At 37.9% G+C, this 18976-nt stretch carries 21 protein-coding genes; 18 read left to right on the forward strand and 3 right to left on the reverse strand.

Going from position 1 to position 18976, the window contains the following annotated elements:
* Positions 1 to 162 (forward strand): hypothetical protein, encoded by a 162-nt coding sequence (locus HMPREF1654_RS09950; RefSeq protein ID WP_003076943.1) that lies wholly within the window; start codon positions 1 to 3, stop codon positions 160 to 162.
* A 32-nt stretch (positions 163 to 194) separates the two neighbouring features.
* Here HMPREF1654_RS09950 and HMPREF1654_RS05750 read toward each other — a convergent pair whose 3' ends face one another.
* The gene (locus HMPREF1654_RS05750; RefSeq protein ID WP_003072517.1) at positions 195 to 1145 is read right to left on the reverse strand and encodes a polysaccharide deacetylase family protein; all 951 of its coding nucleotides are present in this window, start codon (positions 1143 to 1145) and stop codon (positions 195 to 197) included.
* A 184-nt stretch (positions 1146 to 1329) separates the two neighbouring features.
* Between HMPREF1654_RS05750 and HMPREF1654_RS05755 the strand changes: the two genes are divergently transcribed.
* The 6 genes from HMPREF1654_RS05755 (at position 1330) to HMPREF1654_RS05780 (ending at position 8560) form a co-directional block, all read left to right on the forward strand.
* Positions 1330 to 2616 (forward strand): homoserine dehydrogenase, encoded by a 1287-nt coding sequence (locus tag HMPREF1654_RS05755; RefSeq protein ID WP_003076339.1) that lies wholly within the window; start codon positions 1330 to 1332, stop codon positions 2614 to 2616.
* Position 2617: 1 nt separating this feature from the next.
* The gene (gene thrB, locus HMPREF1654_RS05760) at positions 2618 to 3484 is read left to right on the forward strand and encodes a homoserine kinase (protein ID WP_003076405.1); all 867 of its coding nucleotides are present in this window, start codon (positions 2618 to 2620) and stop codon (positions 3482 to 3484) included.
* A 118-nt stretch (positions 3485 to 3602) separates the two neighbouring features.
* On the forward strand, positions 3603 to 4532 hold the full coding sequence (locus tag HMPREF1654_RS05765; protein ID WP_003076485.1) for a hypothetical protein: 930 nt from the start codon (positions 3603 to 3605) through the stop codon (positions 4530 to 4532).
* 150 nt (positions 4533 to 4682) lie between these two features.
* Entirely contained in the window at positions 4683 to 6011 is a 1329-nt protein-coding gene (locus tag HMPREF1654_RS05770) for a PTS sugar transporter subunit IIC (RefSeq protein WP_003076799.1), read from the forward strand.
* Entirely contained in the window at positions 6004 to 6846 is an 843-nt protein-coding gene (locus HMPREF1654_RS05775; RefSeq protein ID WP_003076861.1) for an alpha/beta hydrolase, read from the forward strand. Before HMPREF1654_RS05770 ends, HMPREF1654_RS05775 begins: the two co-directional genes overlap by 8 nt.
* Positions 6847 to 7321: 475 nt before the next feature.
* A complete protein-coding gene (locus HMPREF1654_RS05780) occupies positions 7322 to 8560 on the forward strand; it encodes an MFS transporter (RefSeq protein WP_016670400.1) in 1239 nt (412 codons plus the stop codon).
* Positions 8561 to 8852: 292 nt separating this feature from the next.
* Here HMPREF1654_RS05780 and HMPREF1654_RS05785 read toward each other — a convergent pair whose 3' ends face one another.
* Positions 8853 to 9761 carry a LysR family transcriptional regulator gene (locus HMPREF1654_RS05785; RefSeq protein ID WP_003076507.1) on the reverse strand — a complete coding sequence of 303 codons (909 nt, stop codon included), beginning with the start codon at positions 9759 to 9761 and terminating at the stop codon, positions 8853 to 8855.
* A gap of 190 nt (positions 9762 to 9951) precedes the next feature.
* On the opposite strand from HMPREF1654_RS05785, the gene HMPREF1654_RS05790 reads away from it, so the two are divergent.
* From HMPREF1654_RS05790 to HMPREF1654_RS05835, 10 genes are all read left to right on the forward strand, one after another.
* Positions 9952 to 10758 (forward strand): dihydroorotate dehydrogenase electron transfer subunit, encoded by an 807-nt coding sequence (locus tag HMPREF1654_RS05790; RefSeq protein ID WP_014829699.1) that lies wholly within the window; start codon positions 9952 to 9954, stop codon positions 10756 to 10758.
* A gap of 9 nt (positions 10759 to 10767) precedes the next feature.
* Positions 10768 to 11706 (forward strand): dihydroorotate dehydrogenase, encoded by a 939-nt coding sequence (locus tag HMPREF1654_RS05795; RefSeq protein WP_003076934.1) that lies wholly within the window; start codon positions 10768 to 10770, stop codon positions 11704 to 11706.
* Positions 11707 to 12076: 370 nt separating this feature from the next.
* Complete coding sequence (gene pyrF / locus HMPREF1654_RS05800; RefSeq protein ID WP_003076569.1) at positions 12077 to 12772, forward strand: orotidine-5'-phosphate decarboxylase; 696 nt, start codon at positions 12077 to 12079, stop codon at positions 12770 to 12772.
* Positions 12765 to 13091, forward strand: a complete 327-nt coding sequence (locus HMPREF1654_RS05805; RefSeq protein ID WP_037589439.1) for an inorganic diphosphatase — start codon at positions 12765 to 12767, stop codon at positions 13089 to 13091. The genes pyrF and HMPREF1654_RS05805 overlap by 8 nt, the downstream gene beginning before the upstream one ends.
* 10 nt (positions 13092 to 13101) lie before the next feature.
* Complete coding sequence (gene pyrE / locus HMPREF1654_RS05810; RefSeq protein ID WP_003072549.1) at positions 13102 to 13731, forward strand: orotate phosphoribosyltransferase; 630 nt, start codon at positions 13102 to 13104, stop codon at positions 13729 to 13731.
* A gap of 779 nt (positions 13732 to 14510) precedes the next feature.
* Complete coding sequence (locus tag HMPREF1654_RS05815) at positions 14511 to 14726, forward strand: YozE family protein (protein WP_003072551.1); 216 nt, start codon at positions 14511 to 14513, stop codon at positions 14724 to 14726.
* 75 nt (positions 14727 to 14801) lie between these two features.
* Positions 14802 to 15872: a PhoH family protein gene (locus tag HMPREF1654_RS05820; RefSeq protein WP_003076741.1), complete on the forward strand. Its 1071-nt coding sequence runs from the start codon at positions 14802 to 14804 to the stop codon at positions 15870 to 15872.
* A complete protein-coding gene (locus tag HMPREF1654_RS05825) occupies positions 15850 to 16098 on the forward strand; it encodes a DUF3781 domain-containing protein (protein WP_003076910.1) in 249 nt (82 codons plus the stop codon). Before HMPREF1654_RS05820 ends, HMPREF1654_RS05825 begins: the two co-directional genes overlap by 23 nt.
* 3 nt (positions 16099 to 16101) lie before the next feature.
* Entirely contained in the window at positions 16102 to 16602 is a 501-nt protein-coding gene (locus HMPREF1654_RS05830; protein WP_003076418.1) for a GNAT family N-acetyltransferase, read from the forward strand.
* A gap of 2 nt (positions 16603 to 16604) precedes the next feature.
* Positions 16605 to 16925, forward strand: coding sequence for a TfoX/Sxy family protein (locus tag HMPREF1654_RS05835; protein ID WP_003072560.1), 321 nt, complete (start codon positions 16605 to 16607; stop codon positions 16923 to 16925).
* A 219-nt stretch (positions 16926 to 17144) separates the two neighbouring features.
* On the opposite strand, the gene ald is transcribed toward HMPREF1654_RS05835, so the two are convergent.
* Positions 17145 to 18257 (reverse strand): alanine dehydrogenase, encoded by a 1113-nt coding sequence (gene ald, locus HMPREF1654_RS05840; RefSeq protein WP_003076975.1) that lies wholly within the window; start codon positions 18255 to 18257, stop codon positions 17145 to 17147.
* Positions 18258 to 18386: 129 nt separating this feature from the next.
* On the opposite strand from ald, the gene HMPREF1654_RS05845 reads away from it, so the two are divergent.
* Positions 18387 to 18953 carry a GNAT family N-acetyltransferase gene (locus HMPREF1654_RS05845; RefSeq protein WP_003076351.1) on the forward strand — a complete coding sequence of 189 codons (567 nt, stop codon included), beginning with the start codon at positions 18387 to 18389 and terminating at the stop codon, positions 18951 to 18953.
* Positions 18954 to 18976 lie beyond the last annotated feature (23 nt).

An 18976-nucleotide genomic window follows, 5' to 3' on the forward strand; every position in this document is an offset into this window, starting at 1 on the left:
GTGGGTGATAAACCGATATCCTTTCGTGATGAAAATGGTAATTTTGTTTCTGCAGCAGATGTCTGGAATGAAGAAAAGCTCAAAAAACTTTTTAACAAACTCAATCCGAACAGAAAGTTTCGTTTGGAGCGTGAGAAATTAGCACAAAAGAAAAAAGAATAGGACTTGCTCGTTTTTGAGCTAAGTCCTATTTTTCAGTTTGTAGCAATTTCATTCAATAAATCTTGTGCAGTTGTTGTCGGATTGACGCGAACACGGTTGAGGGTCAAAAGTCCGTCATTAAGAGAAGCCAGTCCGTTGTTGGTTGTCAATCCCATTTTATAACCAAGGCTTTCAGCAATCTGTGTCGTTGTTTGAGTATAACGCCCTGAAGGATATGCAACTGTTGTCGTATTTTGTGAAAGGTTATTGTCTAGGTATTGTTTGGAAGCTTGTAATTCTGTCGTTTGTGTCTCTGCATTTGCAAGGGATAAATCCGGATGGTTAACCGTATGATCTTCAAAAGACATTCCCTTTTTTTTCATTTCTTTGATTTGCTGCAGAGTTAGCATATCTTCGCGCCCATTTTCGACAAAGCCAGTAATGACATTGTTTGTTGCTTTCATTTGATATTTTTGAAGCAATGGAAAGGCGTTTGTATAGAAATCCCTTAGACTATCATCGAAAGTCAACCAAACGACTTTTTTATTTTCCGGAAGGACATTTTCAGTCAAAACTTTATATGCTTCTTCTGGAGTAAGAGTATAATAACCAGCATCTTTTAAGGCTTTTAAATGACTTTCAAATGTTTCTGGTGAGACAATTAAACCTGCATTTGCTGCTTCAGAAGGATCCATATTATGAATCGCATGATACATCAAAATAGGAAATTTAACCGGTTGATCCTGTTTCACCCATTTGATTTTAGTCTTTTTGTGACTAGAGTCCATTGTCTTTTTAGCTGTTGATTGTGAGGAAGAAGATTTATTTACTGTTGAAACAGCAGATTTTGTTTGGTTATTAGCGAGATTTACTCCAGAGTGTTTCCACATGAATGTCCCTACAATTACTAGAATGGCTAATAAGAGGAGACTAATAATAGCGTGTCGTTGTCTCCTCTTACGAATACGATTTCGTACAGAACGATTACCAGAATGTTTGCCCATTATATTGAACTCCTTTTTAACTTTTAAATCACTATATTTATTTTATCATATTTCTGACTATCCGCTTATAAATTTTTTAAAAAATAGATGTCTATTATTGTTATAGAAATGGTAACGTCTGCTTACTAGAAATAAATTAGTTTCTTTGCTATAATAAAGAGCATATAAATCTCAAGGAGTGGTCATGTCTATAAAAATTGCTTTACTTGGTTTTGGGACAGTTGCTAGTGGCATTCCGTTTTTATTGAAGGAAAATAGTGATAAGCTTGTGCAAGCAGCTCACTCAAAAATTGAAATTACGAAAGTATTGGTGAAAGATATTGCTGAAAAAGAGCGCTTGGTAGCAGCTGGGAATCATTTTAATTTTGTTACGACAATTGACGAAATTTTAAATGATAAGGAAATAAGCATTGTTGTTGAGTTAATGGGGCGTATCGAACCAGCAAAAAACTTTATTACACGTGCATTAGAGGCGGGTAAGCATGTTGTTACTGCAAATAAAGATTTGTTAGCAGTTCATGGTGCGGAGTTGCTTGAAATTGCTAATAAAAATAAGGTGGCTCTTTACTATGAAGCGGCGGTAGCAGGAGGAATTCCGATTTTACGCACACTTGTTAATTCTTTAGCATCTGATAAAATTACGCGTCTTCTCGGTGTGGTCAATGGGACGTCCAACTTCATGCTGACTAAAATGGTAGAAGAAGGTTGGTCTTATGAAGCAGCGTTATCTGAAGCGCAACAACTTGGATTTGCAGAAAGTGATCCAACTAATGATGTCGATGGCATTGATGCTGCTTATAAAATGGTTATTTTGAGTCAATTCGCCTTTGGAATGACAGTTAAATTTGAAGATGTTGCTCATCAAGGCATTCGCAAGATTACACCAGAGGATGTAACAGTTGCGCAGCAATTAGGCTATGTTGTCAAATTAGTTGGTTCTATTGAAGAAATAAAATCAGGCCTTGCTGCAGAAGTCACACCGACTTTTTTACCAAAATCTCACCCTCTTGCTAGTGTAAATGGTGTGATGAATGCAGTTTATGTGGAATCTCTTGGAGTTGGCGAATCGATGTATTATGGGCCAGGGGCTGGTCAGAAACCTACTGCAACAAGTGTCATAGCAGATATCATTCGGATTGTTCGGCGCATCAATGAAGGAACAGTTGGAAAAGCCTTTAATGAATTTCAACGTGAACTGGTTCTTGCTAAACGAGAAGATATTAAGAGTCCTTACTACTTTTCAATATTGACACCGGATTCGAAAGGTCAAGTTTTACGTTTGGCAGAAATTTTTAATACTGAGGATGTTTCCTTGCAGCAAATCTTACAGCAAGGAACAGACGGAAATACTGCACGCGTTGTGATTATCACCCATGCTGTCAACAAAACACAACTAGAAAATGTCACTCGAAAGTTGCAGGCAACTTCTGGTTTTAAATTATTGAATACATTCAAAGTACTAGGAGAGTAGAATGAAAATTATTGTACCTGCAACGAGTGCTAATATTGGACCGGGATTTGATTCGGTTGGTGTAGCTGTCAGTAAATATCTGATTATTGAAGTTTTGGGAAAAAGTGACCAGTGGATTATTGAGCATGATTTAGGGCGGCGTATTCCTTCAAATGAACGGAATTTGTTGATTAAAGTAGCGCGTCGAATTGCTCCAGCCATCCGACCTCATCATTTAAAAATGACGACCGATATTCCTTTGGCGCGTGGTTTGGGATCTTCTAGTTCTGTTATTGTTGCAGGGATTGAACTTGCTAATCAATTAGCAAACTTGCAGTTATCAAATACTGAAAAGTTAAATCTTGCGACGAAAATTGAAGGTCATCCAGATAATGTGGCACCTGCTATTTATGGTAATTTGACGATTTCTAGTTATGTAAACGGAGAAGTTTCAACAGTTGTGACGAAATTTCCAGAAGTAAGCCTTATTGCCTACATCCCAAATTATGAATTGCGCACAAAAGATAGCCGTGGCGTTCTTCCAAAAGAGTTATCTTATCAAGAAGCTGTTGCTGCAAGCTCGATAGCAAATGTAGCAATTGCTGCTTTAATGAAGGGAGACATGGTCGCAGCGGGACAAGCTATTGAGTCTGATCGTTTCCACGAACATTTTCGCCAAGGCTTGATTAAGGAATTTCCCAAAATCAAGATGATGGCAAAAGAAAATGGTGTGTATGCGACTTATCTATCAGGAGCAGGGCCTACTGTGATGATTCTAGTACCAAAAGAGCGTTCGAATACACTAAAAGAGAAGATAGAAGAGCGACAATTTAAAGGACAAGTTTTTGAACTTCAAATTGATTGCCAAGGGGTTCGAGTAGAAAAATAAGATAGACTAAAGAGTTGATATTCTTGCAACTCTTTTTATATTTCTATAATAAATTCCCCTTGTATATTTATTCCAAAACATGCTATAATATATGAAGAACATATAAAGGGGTGTAATTATGAATAAACTTGATTTGCAGGCATTTGCGGATGAGTTGGGATTGCAGTTTGATGAAGTAGCATCTGTTATTTGGGGGCACAAAGAGGGTTATACTTTGTATATTGAACAAGCTGACCAAAAAAATCAATATCGTATTTGTTGTTCGGTAAAAAATGGCGAAGCGTTGCCTTTTTTGGAAGAATGTAAAGAGTTAATAAAAGCTTCTAAGGATTTGAAAACCTATCAGGTTAATTTATATAAAGCAACTTTTTACACTAAAGCAGGTATGACTAAAGGAAAAACACGTGCACATATTCAGCAGGGATTACAAGATATTCTTTCTTTCTTGAAGGAACGAAATTTTACGAATGTGTGTGAACAAACTGGAAAAGCAGGACAAGTAGATCTTTATCAAGTTGGAGGAAATCTTTTGCTACTTTCACCAGAAGCGTTTCAAGAAATAAGCTCAAATCTGTCTATCGAAAATCAATCTTATAATCATCAAAAGGGAAGCATCTTAACAGGAACTGTCGGAGCTTTTCTAGGGAGCTTGATAGGAGGAATTGTAACCTTAGCGATTGCACAACTTGGTTATGTAGCTGTTGTTTCAGGTATTGTCATGGGTGTTTGTACAATCAAAGGATATGAATTGTTAGGTAAAAAGTTATCCAAAGTTGGGATTGCAATCAGTGTCGTGTTTATGTTTGTGATGATGTTGGTTGCACATCAATTTGACTATGCAATTCAGCTTGCAAAAGCCGAAAGTTTAGATGTGTTTACTGCCTTTACTTATTTGACAAATTATATTTTGAAAGGAAATGAAGTACATATCTCTTATTGGACAAATCTTGGCTTACTATTATTGTTCACAGGTGCCGGTGCTATAGGGACGATTGTTAGTGTTCTTTCTGCACAGTCACAAAAATATCTTACAAGAAAAGTAGGATAAGATGACTTAACTGGCTTAGATTTTATCTGAGCCTTTTGGATTTGTATAAAAAGTCTTGAAGATGGGTTATATTTGTTTAACAGAATAGTTAGCGTTTGATTTTTGCCAAAGTTGATTGAATTGTTATTTTAACTATGATACAATCAAGCTATGATCTTTGATAAATTAGGTAGAAAAAAATTTGTAAATCAATATTTACTGAAAAAGATGATTGCTTTTCGACGGAATAGCTTTATTAAAATTACGCAAAAAACCTTGGTATCACTATTTCCTTTTTTCTTGCTAACAACGACAACAATGGTTTTGTCAGAGTCGGTTTTTTCAGTAAATGGTTATATTAACAACCTATTCAGCGTTCGCTCTTGGTTTCCGTATTTTTCGACAATTGGATTGGTTTTGACAAACTGTACTGTTTTGATAGGTGGGATGGCGGGCCCTTTAGCGACTTATTTTAGCGCGAAATATACGGCTGGTCACTATGGACGTAGCACAGGAACGGCAGGAATTACTGCTTTTATTTTTAGCTTGTTAATTCATTCGCGAAAGTTATTCTCCGTACTTTTAAAAGATGGCGCCTTGACGAGAATCAGCCTTCCTGTCAATATCAATTTAGTAATTGCTATATTGATGGGTTATATAGTAGGGCAAATTTTTCGCTTTTCAAGTCCAAGTGATGATCAAATCGTGGATAAATATTTTGTTTATCGTCCAAAAACAGTTCGCCCCATTCTTTCTTCTTTGTCTCTAGCACTTGTTTGCAGTTTCTTTCTGTTCCTAGGTAATCGTTATAATGTATTTTCGACCATTTCTAATTTTTTTTCAAACTTAATTGTTAATCGAAATAATATCTTCGTGATTGAAATGAACACTGCCTTACGGACTTTTAGTGCTTGGATTGGAAATAGCAATCTCTTCAACAATATTCCTTTTATCAATGATTCGTTTGCATTAGATAATCTTAATTATGCTTTAAAACACCATACGACGAGAGGAGTTCCTTATCTCTTTTCCTCAACAAATCTTTATGATGCCTATGGTGCCTTTGCAGGACTTGGTGGAGGATTGGCACTCTTGGTTGCTATTTTATGGAAATCCCGTAGCGACAAAGATCGTGTTGTTAGTTTGAAAAGTATTTTCCCTTCTCTTTTTAATCATGCCGCTGCCTTCATGGTCGGCATTCCTATATTTTTCAACTTTCTTTTTTTGATTCCTTTTATTCTTGTACCCATGATAAATGTCTTTATAGCTAGTATTTTTCTTTATTTCAGATTAATGCCACCAGCTGTGTATCCAGTTCCTAGCGGAGCACCGAGTGTACTATATGCTTTCATTGGGACAGGAGGAAGTTTGCGATCTCTAGCAGTTGGGATTTTCATTTTTATCATTGATGTCATGATATATCTTCCGTTCGTTACATTTAATGATCAGATTCATGATGAACTTCGTCGAATAGATCCGAAAGGAGGTAAGCATGACTAAACAAGTAAAACTTGTTTTGCTAACAGTTTTAATATTCCTCATTGTTTTAGCAGTCCCTTCTTATAGTTGGACAAGAAAAAATATCGATGAAATTGCTAAATTTTATAATGCTCGTTTGTCGCCAATCATTATGATACCGGGAAGTTCTGCTACAGAAAATCGATTCGATGGTTTGGTTCAGAAACTAAATCAAAGACGTCGTGGGGTTAAGCATAGTTTACTTAAAGTGAAAGTATGGAACGATGGATGGATTACTTATAGTGGTTCGATTGCTGCTAATGACAATGAGCCGATTATTGTTATTGGATTTGAAAATAATAAAGATGGTTATAGTAATATCAAAAAGCAAGCTAAAATGGTTAACGCTGCGTTCGAGGACTTGCAAGGAAAATATAATTTTAATAATTTTAAAGGATTGGGGCATTCTAATGGCGGTTTGATTTATACAGCATTTATCGAGAATTATCTTGGAGATTATGATGTGAATCTAAAAAAGTTAATGACAATCGGAACGCCTTATAATTTTACTGAAACAAATATTAATAACAAAACAGAAATGTTAGCTGACTTTATTAAGAATCGTAAAAATATTCCTAGGACCTTAGCGATGTACTCCGTAGCAGGGACTATTACTTATGATTCGGATGAATTGGTTCCTGATACAAGTGTAAGTGCTGGTAAGTATATCTATCAAGGACAAGCAGCTCACTATACAGAAACTACTGTCACAGGAGAAGATGCACAACACTCTGACTTGCCAACCAATGATGAAGTTGTGTCGTTAATCCAAGAACGCCTTATAGACAAACAAACCAAGAGGAACCAAAGAAATTAGTGGTTTAATGGCAATATCAACTTTTAAGAGAACGATCTTCGTTCTCTTTTTGGAGAATTGAGTGCTTTTAGACTGTTTTATCACAATACTCCATCAAATATCTTTTTGTTTTCCTCAAACATGTGCTTTTCGATATAAAGTCTCAGAACTTTCTTAACAATTCCCTGAGATGTTTTTTAATACTTTTTGAGTAGCTAACTTCATTTTAGAACTTTCAGTAGAGAGAATAGAGAATGCGTAAAAACTATTGCCTAAAATCTCTTGACAAATCTTTCAATCTATTTTATACTTAATGCAATTAAATACAACTTTAATCATGTCCTGTGAGACATAAAAGTAATCATTAAAATGGATTAGCGCGCTAATCTGCTATTTTACTGTAAACTTGTGGCTCGGGATTTCCTGAGCTCTTTGATTTTTAGGCTGTATTCAATTAATAAATGTAGTCTGTGAGCTACAATTAAGGAGGATGTGCATGTCTTTAGACAAAAATAATAAGCGATCACTGGTTGCTGCGATTGTTGCATCAGGAACGGACGATTTAAACGTCATGTTCTTAGCTTTTTCGATGTCATCTATTATTTCAGAATTAGGTGTTACTGGAGCGCAAGGAGGCTGGATTGCAACAATTACCAATCTGGGAATGTTGGTTGGAGGTTTGCTTTTTGGCTTATTGGCTGACCGCTATCACAAGTTCAAGGTCTTCAAATGGACGATTGTTATTTTTTCATTAGCAACAGGATTGATTTACTTTACACAAAATATTTATTATCTATATCTCATGCGTTTTATCGCTGGGATAGGCGTTGGTGGAGAGTATGGAGTTGCCATCGCGATTATGGCAGGTATTGTTCCTATTGGAAAAATGGGGCGCATTTCATCTTTGAATGGAATTGCAGGGCAAGTCGGTTCTATTACTTCAGCACTTTTAGCAGGTTGGTTAGCTCCCGCACTTGGATGGAAAGGGCTGTTCCTCTTTGGACTTGCGCCTATTGCCTTGGTTTTGTGGATGATGTTAGCGATTGATGATGATCATATCCGAGATAATGGCAATGTGACATTAAAAGCAGAAGGGCGCCAGTCTGTTAAAATGAGTGAATTGTTTAAAACACCATCTCTAACGGCTCAGACAGTAGCGCTTATGGTCATGACAACAGTACAAATTGCGGGTTACTTTGGTATGATGAACTGGCTTCCAACCATTATCCAAACAAGTTTGCATATTTCTGTAAAAGATTCCTCACTTTGGATGGTTTCAACGATTTTAGGGATGTGTCTGGGAATGCTCACCTTTGGTCAAATCCTTGATAAATGGGGCCCGAGATTTGTTTATTCAATCTTTCTTCTATCTTCTTCCATGTGTGTTTACCTCTTCCAATTTGCCAATTCAATGCCTGCCATGATTATCGGTGGTGCGATTGTTGGTTTCTTTGTCAATGGTATGTTTGCGGGTTATGGCGCGATGATTACGAGATTGTATCCAGCTCATATTCGCTCCACGGCTAATAATGTCATCTTAAATGTTGGCCGAGCAATTGGAGGATTTTCATCTGTGATTATTGGTAAAATTTTAGATATCTCGAGCGTTTCAATGGTCATGATTTTCTTAGCTGCCCTTTATTTGATTAGTTTTGCTGCCTTGTGGACGATTAAGAATTTACAAGCAGAACGTTACTCACTATTAGGAGAAGGATTGGTCGCAGAAGAAATATAATCATATTAGCATAAAAAAGAGACTGAACTTAGGTCCGGTCTCTTTTTTAGGGCAAGCAAAATATGTGGAAGTAGTCATTGAGTAGTATTTTGCTCATTTTTTAAGAAAGGCTGCAATGTCTACACATTACAGCCTTTCAACGTTTTTTCCTGCTATTGCTATTTCACGATATAATAAAATCAAATAAGTACAGGAGGAAATGGAATGAATTTTAAGCAGCTATCTTATTTGGCTCTGTAATTTCTGTAGTGGGTAAAACTACTTTAGAAATTATGGAACCGGTTTTGATAATTCATTTATCAAATTGAACTTCATCCAACAGATACTTAATGAATTTATCCCCCATTTTAGATAAGCTAGCTTTTTCATGTTTAATATAAACCAGCTCAATGGGGTCATCAATATCTAGCGGAATAGAAACAATATTGTCACCATTGAGATTGCTATTTAGAATACCAGTTGCAATAGTGTAGCCATCAAGACCAATCAAAAGATTAAAAAGAGTTGCTCGGTCGCTGACAACGATGGACTTTTTATGGTGTTCTTGCGATAGAATTTCTTCTGAAAAGTAAAAGGAATTATGGGTCCCTTGATCGTAGCTGAGGTAAGGAAACTCTTCTAAGTCCGATAATTGGACCAATTTCTTCTTTGCTAGAGGATTGCTCTTGCTAATAAAAATATGTGGCTGGGCAGTAAAGAGATGTGTGGCAATCAAGTGATTATCATCTAGCATTTTAGAGAGGACATCGCGGTTGTAGCTGTTGAGAAAGAGAACGCCGATCTCGCTGCGGAAATTTTTGACGTCATCAATGATTTCCCAAGTTCGTGTTTCGCGCAAGAAAAGCTCATACTTTTCCATATCACTTTTTTTGAGCAGAGAAACGAAAGCATTGACTACAAAGGCGTAGTGTTGAGAAGAGACGCTGAAAAGCTCTCGATTGGCAACTGGATTTTTGTAACGTTCTTCTAATAACTGAGTCTGTTCTACCACTTGACGAGCATAGGAGAGAAATTCCATGCCGTCCTTGGTCAGAGTAATACCTTTGGGATTGCGGATGAAAATCTCAATGCCCATTTCATTTTCCAAATCGCGCACTGCATTGGACAGACTAGGCTGGGTAATAAAGAGTTGCTTGGCAGCTTCGTTCATGCTGCCAGTCTCGACGATTTTAATAATATAGTGCAATTGTTGAATTCTCATAAGCTTATTTTATCATATTGGAATTGACAAAACACATTTGAAGTTGTAAAATAGATTAAATTCAACCTTTAAGAAAGTCCAGCGAGGCTTCCAAGGTTTCGGGTGAAGGAAGAGTGAGAAAACCGACTCTTTATTTTCGTGAGGCCTTGTGTATATGCAAGGTCTTTTTTAATAAAGAAATGAGGTAGAAATGACAAGCAGCTCATGCGAGAAGAGACTCGGAAAAATCATGTTGGAAAAGATGACCATTGTGCACCAAGAGAAAATTGCTCCACGAATTTTTGCCATGGATTTACGAGGAGAAATGGTTGGCCAGATGCAGGTTGGACAATTTCTGCATATCCGAGTTCCAGATGATACAAAGCTTCTACGTCGTCCTATTTCGATTTCAGAGATTAACAGAGAACGGAAAATCTGTCGGATTATTTACAGGATAGAGGGAGCAGGTACAGAACTCTTCTCTCGGTTGGAAAAAGGTTTTCAGTTAGACGTTATGGGGCCTCAGGGAAATGGTTTTGATTTATCTGGTTTAGGTATTGCAGATACAGCTTTAATTATAGGAGGTGGAATTGGTGTTCCCCCCTTGCTACAAGTGGCAAAAGAATTACATAGCAAGGGAGTGAAGGTCACTTCAGTTCTTGGATTCGCAACAAAAGCAGTTGTCATTCTGGAAGAAGAACTGAAAAAATATAGTCGTGTCCTGATAACAACAGATGATGGTTCTTATGGCTGCAAAGGCTATGTTTCTTCCATTGTGAATGAGCTATCAGAAGATTTTACTGCGGTATATGCTTGCGGAGCTCCTGGTATGCTCAGATATGTAAATGAAACATTTTGCAGTCATCCGCGAGCTTACATTTCTATGGAATCACGAATGGCGTGTGGAATGGGGGCTTGTTATGCTTGTGTACTTCATGTTGTTGGTGAGGACCAAGCAGTCAATAAGCGGGTTTGTGAAGACGGTCCAGTTTTTGAGACTGGTACAATCGTGATGTAGGAGGTTGATATGTCTAACAATCGTTTAGCAATTTCTCTTCCTGGCTTGGAACTGAAAAATCCAATTATTCCAGCTTCGGGGTGTTTTGGTTTTGGTCAGGAATATGCCAAATATTATGACCTCAATGTACTTGGCTCCATAATGATTAAGGCGACCACGCAGTACCCTCGTTTTGGCAATCCGACTCCACGAGTGGCAGAAACACCAGCTGGTATGCTCAATGCTATTGGACTACAAAACCCTGGGGTAGATGTGGTGTTGACAGAAAAACTTCCTTGGCTGGCTCACCATTATCCTAATCTTCCGATTATTGCTAATGTTGCGGGATTCTCTAACGAAGAATATGCTTTTGTTGCAGAAAAAATATCTAAAGCTCCAAACGTCAAGGCTATTGAACTTAATATTTCCTGCCCCAATGTTGATCATGGTAATGGGGGCTTGCTAATTGGTCAGGTGCCAGATTTGGCATATCAGGCTGCTAAGGCAGCGGTAGACGTGTCGGAAGTGCCAGTCTATGTAAAATTGACACCTAGTGTAGCAGATATTGCACAAATAGCGAAAGCAGTTGAAGATGCAGGAGTTTCTGGTTTAACCATGATTAACACTTTAGTTGGAATGCGATTTGATTCAAAGAGCAGAAAGCCAATTATTGCAAATGGAACAGGTGGCATGTCGGGGCCGGCAATTTTTCCAGTTGCCTTGAAGTTGATTCGTCAGGTAGCGCAATCTAGTAGTTTACCAATCATTGGTATGGGCGGGGTAAACTCAGCAGAGGCAGCCATTGAAATGTTTATCGCAGGAGCTTCAGCGATTGGTGTTGGGACAGCAAATTTCACAAACCCTTATGTGTGTCCTAATATTATTGAGAATCTACCTAAAGTCATGGATAAATACGGTATTGAAAGTTTGGAAAGCTTACGAACAGAAATTAGAGAAAATTTGTTGTAACCTCATTTTTTGCTTGACAATAGACGGAGTAAATTATAAAATGATTGAAATGAAACCTTTAAAGAAGTCCAGAGAGGCTACTAAGGCTAATACGGTTTAAAATGGCAGTAAACTGTCAATTTTCGTGTAACCTTGCCTCAGGCAAGGTTTTTCTATAGCTCTTGAGAAGTTTGTGCGAAGTATGCTTAAAAGTTTCGGCGGGGATTTAAGATGATGGGTAAAGTTTTTGTTAGGAAGTGATTCTATTGAAATCAAGCGATCAGGATTAGCAAACGAACCCGTAGTACAGACAGTATTTCAAGTCATTAAAAGCCTGTGTCCAAAGGTTAAAACGGCAAAATGCCTATAAAATAAATAAGGAGACGAACACATGCGAGAAGAACGTCCTATTATTGCTCTTGATTTCTCATCTTTTGATGATGTTAAAATCTTTTTAGAACATTTTCCGAAAGGTGAAAAACTCTATGTGAAGATTGGAATGGAATTTTTTTATGCTATTGGCCCGGAAATTGTTCGCTATTTGAAAAGCTTGGGGCACAGTATTTTCTTAGATCTAAAATTACATGATATTCCTAATACGGTGCGCTCTGCTATGTCTGTTTTGAAAACTTTTGAAATTGATATGGTGACGGTTCATGCAGCAGGTGGTGTAGAAATGATGCGAGAAGCTAAAAACGTTTTAGGTGACCAAGCAAAACTTGTTGCAGTGACTCAGCTGACTTCTACTAGCGAAGCCGATATGCGAGACTGTCAAAATATCCAAACAACTGTTTCAGAATCGGTTGTCAATTATGCTTGCAAAGCTAAAGAGGCCGGCTTGGACGGAGTTGTGTGTTCAGCTCAGGAAGTTAAGCTGATTAAAGCGGCGACGTCAGAAGATTTTCTGTGTGTGACTCCAGGTATTCGACCAACTGGTTCTGAAATTGGGGATCAAAAACGGGTCATGACACCGCAAGAAGCACATCAAATTGGTAGTGACTATATTGTGGTTGGACGTCCCATCACACGAGCTGCAGATCCAGTAGCCGCTTATCGCGCTATTAAGACGGAATGGATAGATAGCTAGAAAAGTAGATCAAGCAATCATTGACAGACCTATCGGTTATCAAGATAGTTTTGGAAATCGTTATCCTATCAATTATGGTTATATTCCGAATTTGTTTGCTGAGGATGGCGAAGAGCAGGATGTTTACATTGTGTCGGAAAAGGTACGAGAACCATTGAAATGCTTTGAAGGAGAATTGGTTGCTGTTATTCATCGACAAGATGACGTTGAAGATGAATGGGTGTTAACTTTATCTAGCGAGATCGTCACTTTAGAAGACATAAAAGAAAAGACTTATTTTTTGGAACCATATTTTGATTCCACTATTGAATTATTATAAAGGAGAAATCATGACTTTAGCAAAAGATATTGCGCGTGACTTACTGAAAATTGAGGCTGTTTACTTGAAGCCGGAAGAGCCTTTCACTTGGGCTAGTGGCATCAAGTCACCAATCTATACAGATAATCGTGTGACTTTAGCTTATCCAGAAACGCGGACGTTGATTGAAAATGGCTTTGTAGAGACAATTAGGGCTGAATTTCCAGAAGTAGAAGTGATTGCTGGGACAGCAACAGCAGGTATTCCTCATGGTGCCATCATTGCTGACAAGATGACTTTACCATTTGCTTATATTCGTAGCAAACCAAAAGATCATGGTGCTGGAAATCAAATTGAAGGTCGAGTAAAAACAGGTCAGAAAATGGTCGTGATTGAGGATTTGGTTTCAACTGGAGGGTCGGTTCTGGATGCGGTGTCTGCTGCTAAGCGTGAGGGGGCTGACGTCCTTGGAGTGGTAGCTATTTTTACTTATGAATTGCCTAGGGCAGAAAAGAATTTCTCAGATGCAGGTGTTCGATTGGTAACGTTATCGAACTACACTGAATTAATCAAGCTGGCGGAACAAGAAGGCTATGTTTCGACAGAAGGCTTAGCTTTACTTGAGAAATTTAAACATGATCAAGAAAACTGGCATGAATAAAGGGATTGAATCAGATGGAGCTAAATAGGAACAATCAGCAGGTAGAGGTTTGGATTTACTCAAGGAATTTGGTATATTAGAAATGGAAACTAATTCCAGTTTAAGCATTTAGTAGGCTATTGATAACGTTTGGCGTAAAATACTGCCAGAAGAATGATGCTTACTTTCGTAAGCCCCAAATTGCAATAGTTGATTTATCAATGTATGATAGACTTTTTGTATATTATAACGACATAAAAGCATAAGAAGCTGAGACTTATTCCCCAGCTTCTTTTTGAAATAACATAACCAATTAGATTTTGATATAATAGTCCTATGCTAAAAATGTACCCTTTTTCTTTGCAATATTATAAAAAATCATGTTACTTGTGTGCTTGCATCAGTGTTTTACAGCCATTATTCGTTTGGGGAGGATTTTTAGTCTTATTTGGATTGGGGTTTTAGGTCAGTTGTAGCGAGATATGGAATATGAAAAAACGCCTTATGTTTACTTCTCTATACTTATACAAAAAAGAACGCTGTAGCACAATTTATCAGAAACTATTTTCTGAATGTGGATAAGAACGAGTACCAGTTTTTGCGTCATAGAATGTCATTCAGATGATAAATTGAATATGGTCAGTCTTGCAGTTTTTTGTGGCTTATTATTTTTACTAATTTTTGAAAATAAGAAGATACGCTATTTGATACAATTTCTACAACAAATCATTGTGTAATCTATATTCAGGTTGATAGAACATTCACTAGATTAGCTAAAAATTAAGAAAGGATAAAAATAGATGCGAAAATCATTTTATACATGGTTGATGACAGAGCGCAATCCCAAAAGTACAGCGCCGAAGGCAATACTAGCCGATTTAGTTTTTCATGAATCAACTTTTCCTAAGCATACGGATGATTTTGATGAAATTAGCCGCTATTTAGAAGAACATGCTGATTTTTCCTTCAATCTTAGTGATTTTGATGCGATCTGGGAAGAATATCAAGCACATTAGTTCGGGAAAAAGATAGAATTTTCCGAGTTACTTTGCTATAATAAAGTAAATAATGTGAAGAAAGAGGTTCTTTGTTTGCAAGAACATTCAGTAGAAATCATCCTACAGCATCCAGATGATACATTTCATCTTTTTGGTTCTAATGAACGTCATTTGCGTTTAATGGAACAGGAGTTGCGGGTGACGATTCATGCGCGGACAGAAATTGTCCAGATTATTGGTGAGGAGATGGCCTGTGAAGAAGCCCGTCAGGTTATTCAGGCTCTGCTAGTCTTAGTTAACCGTGGAATGACGATTGGAACACCAGATGTAGTGACAGCTATTACAATGGTCAAAAATGGTGAAATTGATAAGTTTGTGGCTCTATACGAAGAAGAGATTATTAAAGATTCTTATGGTAAACCCATTCGAGTTAAGACTTTAGGGCAGAAAATTTATGTTGATAGCATTAAGAACCATGATGTTGTCTTTGGGATTGGACCAGCAGGAACAGGTAAGACCTTTCTTGCTGTAACTTTAGCTATGACAGCGCTGAAGCGAGGGCAGGTCAAACGGATTATATTGACTCGTCCGGCGGTTGAAGCTGGTGAGAGTCTAGGATTTTTACCGGGAGACCTAAAAGAAAAAGTAGACCCTTATCTACGACCGGTTTACGATGCATTGTATCAGATTTTAGGCAAGGATCAAACAACGCGCCTTATGGAGCGAGAAATCATAGAGATAGCCCCTTTGGCTTACATGCGTGGACGAACATTAGATGACGCTTTTGTCATCTTAGATGAAGCGCAAAATACGACCATTATGCAGATGAAGATGTTCCTGACTCGACTTGGTTTTAATTCCAAGATGATTGTCAATGGGGATATTAGCCAGATTGACTTGCCAAAGAATAGTAAATCAGGTCTCATTGATGCGACAGAGAAATTGAAAAATATCAAGCAGATTGATTTTGTTTACCTATCAGCCAAGGACGTTGTCCGCCATCCTGTAGTAGCGGAAATTATCAAGGCTTATGAACATTCTACTGAAGTGACACATAGTCATTTTTCTAAAGAAGAACATTCAAGTTTGGCTAGTTCCGAAATCGTTGGCGACGCAATCAAGGAGAAGGAATCAGAAGATAATGAAGGAAATTCTCTTAGCTAATCTGGACAAGTTGCACACGACTGATTTTGGGAAAGTCCGTCTGCAAAAGAATCTGCTTTTGAGAGAGGAAAATCCAGTTTTATGGGCTAAGGGTTTTATCCAAAGATCTGAGACAAAGATTAGTCATAAAGAAAAGAACTTCTATGTGTCTGATAATTATATTGTGTTGGCCATCCATACATCGTCCTATACCATCATTATAGGACACAAAGAGTATAGATTTTAAAAGATGATTGAACAACTATCTAGGCATTATAGCTGTAGGATACTAGCAGAAAAGGATATTCCAAGTATTTTATCTTTATATGAAAGCAATCCTCTGTATTTTCAGCATTGTCCACCAGCGCCAAATTTGGAAAGTGTAAAAGAAGACATGGCTCGTCTACCTGAAGGTAAGGCTAAGGTTGATAAATTTTATGTTGGCTTTTGGGATAGCTCTAACCTTGTAGCTGTTATGGATTTTGTCTATGCCTATCCTGATGAGGAGACAGTTTTTATTGGTCTATTTATGGTTGATCGGATCTATCAAGGGAAAGGTATTGGCAGCCAGATTGTGACAGAAGCGCTAGCCTATTTTGCTAAAAACTTTCGAAAAGCACGTTTGGCTTATGTCAAGGGGAATCCGCAATCTCAGCATTTTTGGGAAAAGCAGGGCTTCAAACCAATTGGAAGTGAGGTCAAGCAAGAACTCTATACGGTTGTTATCGTTGAACAGAGCTTAAGAGGTTAGAAATGGCATCAAGTAAAAACTATTTGGAATTTGTTTTGGAGCAATTATCAGGATTAGATGATGTGACTTACCGTTCTATGATGGGAGAGTATATTCTTTACTTCCGTGGTAAGATTATTGGTGGTATTTATGATAATCGCTTTTTAGTTAAGCCAGTTCAAGCAGTCTTAGATAAGATTGTCCAACCCTCGTATGAGTTTCCATACGAAGGCGCCAAAGAAATGATTTTGGTGGAAGACCTTGAAAATCAGGTGTTTCTAGAAGATTTAATTTTAGCCATGTATGATCAATTACCGCTACCTAAACCTAAAAAGAAAAAATAAATGGAATGAAGCAAAGAGATGGATTTAAAAGCTCTTTTCTTATAGTGTTATACGACTTAAAATGATAAGTAAAAAAGAGTCTGGGACAATAGCGTCTCAGACTCAAATTATTTTTATAATAAATGAGCAGTTGTAGTAGGTGATTGTTCAAAAAAACTGCTTAAAAGGTGGTATATAGGACCTGCGAAGCAAGTTGGCATATCCTTTTATTTTTAAAACTTATACTAAATCAGCGATATCAGTGTAGTCGCGATTGAGCCCTTCTGCAACTGGTCGGTTAGTAATATATCCTTTATAAGTAGTCACTCCTTGTTGGAGTCCCGAATCATTTGCAATAGCTTGTTCAAACCCTTTGTCCGCCAAAGCTTCAATGTAAGGAAGTGTTACATTTGTCAAAGCAAGAGTTGATGTGCGAGCAACAGCACCAGGTATGTTGGCAACGGCATAGTGAAGTACACCATGTTTTTCATAGACAGGTTCATCGTGAGTAGTTACACGATCAGCAGTTGTAACTACTCCACCTTGGTCAACGGCTACGTCAACGATGACAGAACCTGGACGCATTTTACTGACCATTTCATCAGTAACGAGCTTGGGAGCTTTGGCACCAGGGATTAACACTGCTCCAATCACTACATCGGCCTCTTTGACACTTTCAGCAATATTGAAAGAATTAGACATAAGGGTCTGAATTTGATGACCAAAAAGATTTTCTAGTTCGGATAGGCGTTTAGCGCTGATATCTAGAATAGTGACTTGAGCCCCTAAGCCGAGAGCGATTCGAGCGGCATGGGTTCCGACCACACCACCTCCAATGATAGTGACCTTTCCTTTTGGAACACCTGGAACACCACCCAGTAATACACCAGAACCACCTTCTTGTTTGGTTAGAAAGTGAGCACCAATCTGTACAGCCATACGTCCTGCCACTTCACTCATGGGCACAAGTAAGGGGAGATTCCCCTCTTGGTCACGAACGGTTTCGTAAGCAATTCCTATTGTCTTGCTAATCGTCATAGCATCAGCTAATTCAGGTGCAGCAGCCATGTGCAAGTAAGTGAAGAGCAGGAGATCTTCGCGCAGGTATGGGTACTCCGCAACAAGCGGTTCTTTGACCTTAACGACCAACTCTGCTTTCCAAACTTCATCAGCTGTAGGGACAATAGTAGCCCCTTGTTTTTTATAGTCTTCATCCATGAAGCCGGACCCCAGTCCAGCCTGAGTTTCCACTAAAACTTGGTGGCCATGTCCAACCAAACTGTGGACGCCAGCAGGGGTTAAAGCAACACGATTTTCATTATTTTTAATTTCTTTTGGGATACCGATTAACATAGTTGTCCTCCTTTATTGAGATGTTTTAATTGTATATGAAAACGTTTTAAAAATCAAGATAAAATCAGAAGTATTGATTCGCTTGAGTATTTATGGTATGCTATGAGACAAAAAGGAGGTTCATTCAAGATGGAAAGTATTTATCTAAAACTAGTTGAAAACCGAGTTGTAGAAACAAAGCGCTTACTTTTGAGACCTGTGACATTGGATGATGCTGAGGACATGTTTGAATATTCCTCTGATGAAGAGAATACTCGCTATACTTTTTTACCTAATAAAGATTTGGAAGAAACAAAAAATATTATTGCTCGTTTATTTATTGGTCGACCGCTCGGAAATTGGGGAATTGAACTGAAGGAGAGTGGCAAACTGATTGGTAGCATTGACCTGCACAAATTGGATCCCGTTCTCAAGAAGGCTGCGATTGGCTATGTGGTTCATAAGGATTACTGGAATCAAGGTTTGGCAACGGAAGCATTAAAAGCCATACTTCAAATAGCTTTTGAAAGTTTAGCTATGAATATGTTAGTTGCTCTCCATGATGTAGAAAATCCAGCTTCAGGACGGGTTATGGAAAAAGCTGGTATGAAGTTTTCTCACATAGATTCTTATGCTGCCTTAGATAAACATGAAGAAGGGCGAATATCTCAGAGGATTCATTATCATCTAACAAAGGAAGATTATTTTGGGAGATAAAGGTGTGAAAGTGTCATCTGTAG

It is taken from the genome of Streptococcus intermedius SK54 = ATCC 27335 (assembly GCF_000413475.1).
In the GTDB taxonomy this organism is placed as follows: domain Bacteria; phylum Bacillota; class Bacilli; order Lactobacillales; family Streptococcaceae; genus Streptococcus; species Streptococcus intermedius.